The organism is Bartonella sp. AP58NXGY, assembly GCF_042195785.1.
GTDB lineage: Bacteria > Pseudomonadota > Alphaproteobacteria > Rhizobiales > Rhizobiaceae > Bartonella.
Genome location: NZ_JBHIOY010000046.1, coordinates 1 through 2,222 on the forward strand (window position 1 = coordinate 1; position 2,222 = coordinate 2,222).

2 protein-coding genes and 1 pseudogene are annotated in these 2,222 nt (G+C 42.3%); all 3 read left to right on the forward strand.

Annotated features, from left to right (window positions below):
* Positions 1 to 545 (forward strand): annotated as a pseudogene (locus tag ACFINC_RS09150) (hypothetical protein); the annotation flags it as partial.
* 88 nt (positions 546 to 633) lie between these two features.
* Positions 634 to 1,761 carry a N4-gp56 family major capsid protein gene (locus ACFINC_RS09155; protein ID WP_375617006.1) on the forward strand — a complete coding sequence of 376 codons (1,128 nt, stop codon included), beginning with the start codon at positions 634 to 636 and terminating at the stop codon, positions 1,759 to 1,761.
* Positions 1,762 to 1,783: 22 nt separating this feature from the next.
* Complete coding sequence (locus ACFINC_RS09160; protein ID WP_375617007.1) at positions 1,784 to 2,164, forward strand: hypothetical protein; 381 nt, start codon at positions 1,784 to 1,786, stop codon at positions 2,162 to 2,164.
* Positions 2,165 to 2,222 lie beyond the last annotated feature (58 nt).

The window sequence follows — 2,222 nt, forward strand, 5'->3', positions numbered from 1 at the left end:
AGCAAGATGCGTATATTAGGGCACAGAAAGAGGCGCTAAGACAAGCTGAGGAACAGCAACAGCATGATATGCGTCTTGGTCTGTTTTTCAATAATTCTGTTAAGACGTTTCAAGATAAATCCAGTGATTTTGATGCAGCAGCAAATTTTCTTTATGAGACGCGTGCGAAGGAATTGAGGTCTTGGTCGTCACTTTATCCTGAGTGTGCAGATCAAAACATAATAGATGCGATTATAAGAGATCAATTGCATGCGCTTGTAGCGACTTGTGCACAAAGAGATCTCAATCCGGCAGAAGAGATTTATAGGATAGCACAAAATCTTGGTTATCAGAACCAAGGGATGCAAGCGAATAATCAAGTTGCAGCACTTCAAAGCCGTCAGAATTCTGCGAGAACCTTAACGGCATCTGGTGGAGGAGGCATGACAGGTCCTATGACAAAAGACACCCTTGCCAATATGTCAGAGAAAGAATTCAACGCATGGATCTCCAATCCGAAAAATGAAGCCCGTTTTTATGAAATAATGGGTGCAGACCCTGATTAGGCAATAAGTTTTACAACATAATCCGCCTTGATGCGGGTTTTCCACCGGCTTTAAGCCGGTTTTTTTACAGCAAAGAAAGGTGAAATCAATGGCAACAACACATATAGGAACCCATGATCCGCAATCGGTGAAATTGTGGTCACAGAAATTAAGCAATGAAGTTTTGAAAGCAACGAAAATTGCCCCTCTTATTGGCAAAAGTTCGAACAGCATTATCCAGCTTTACAACGAAACCCATAAGAGTGCAGGGGATAGTGTTACGTTCAGTTTGCTAGTCAATCTGTTTGGAGATGGTGTCACGCAAGGCGAAACCTTAGAAGGCAATGAAGAAGCGCTTCAATTTATGAATGATCGGTTGGTGATTAACGAGCTTTTACATGCGGCGCGTGTTGCCAATGATGACTCGATTGATCAACAGAGAATCCTCCCGAATTTACGTAAGAAAGCGAAAGAAGGCTTGGTTCGCTGGTATGCCAATCGTTTAAGCATCATGTTCTTTCTTCAGGTATGTGGTTATACAGCCCGTACGATCAGCGTTGATGGTCGAGAAGTGTACATTAAACCGGTTCATTATGGCTTTAATGAAATCATGGCACCAAGCAGTGAACGGATTATCCGCCCCGATGGGAAAACCAAGGATGAAGATCTTAATGATAAAGCCAAACATAGCTTTAGTTTGAAGCTTATTGATGAAGCGGTTAAACAAGCCAAACTTGCTAATCCGCAGATTTCCCCCGTTCATGTTAACGGTGATGATGTTTACGTTCTCTATTTGCACCCAACACAAGTGATGCAATTGCGTACCAATACAGCCGCTGGTGAGTGGTTAGATATTCAAAAATCGGTTTATGCGACCTCTCGTGCAAAGAACCCAATCTTTGATGGTTCTCTTGGCATGTATAATGGTGTTGTTTTACGCGAAGCTATCCATGTCACCCATGGTGTTAACTCGACAAATAATACAGCGGTAAAAAGTGTGCGTCGTGCGGTGTTCTTAGGAGCGCAGAGTGCGATTATAGGTTTTGGGAAAAATCATAGTGCAACAAATTACACCCTCAAAGAAGAATATTTTGATTATGAACGTGAATTTGGTGTTGCCGCCAAGACTTTGATAGGAATGAAGAAAACTCGTTTCCAAATGCCCAATAGTGCACAAACAGCGCAAGATTTTGGAACGATTGTTATTCCTACCTACAGCGGTGAAGCAGCAGCGTAATCATTAAGGAGGAAAACAAGACATGGCAGATCAATTACCCCCTCCATTACAGGGCAGAAATCTTCACACCCAACAGGTGAGTTTCTTACGTTTGAATATCTCGCATAAAGAGAAGCATCTCACAGAGAAAATCGGGATTTTGCCTCGTGGCGCTTTGATCACGTCGATTAAAGCGTTTGTGAAGACAGCGTTTTCTGAGGCAAAATTAAAGATAGGCAGCACCTATGGCGGCAATGAGTTTGGCGAAAAAGATATCAAAGCCCAAAATACGCAAGATTTTACACCAACAGACCAAAAGGTTTTTACTCCAGAGGATAAAGAAATGACCCTTTATGCAACACGAGATAAAACCACTGATGCTGGTGAGTGTGTTGTGGTCGTGCAATTTGTGACAAATCATTGAGGGGATAAGACATGGCAGATTATTTACCACAGCCCTTGCAAGGGAGAAATCTTCATAC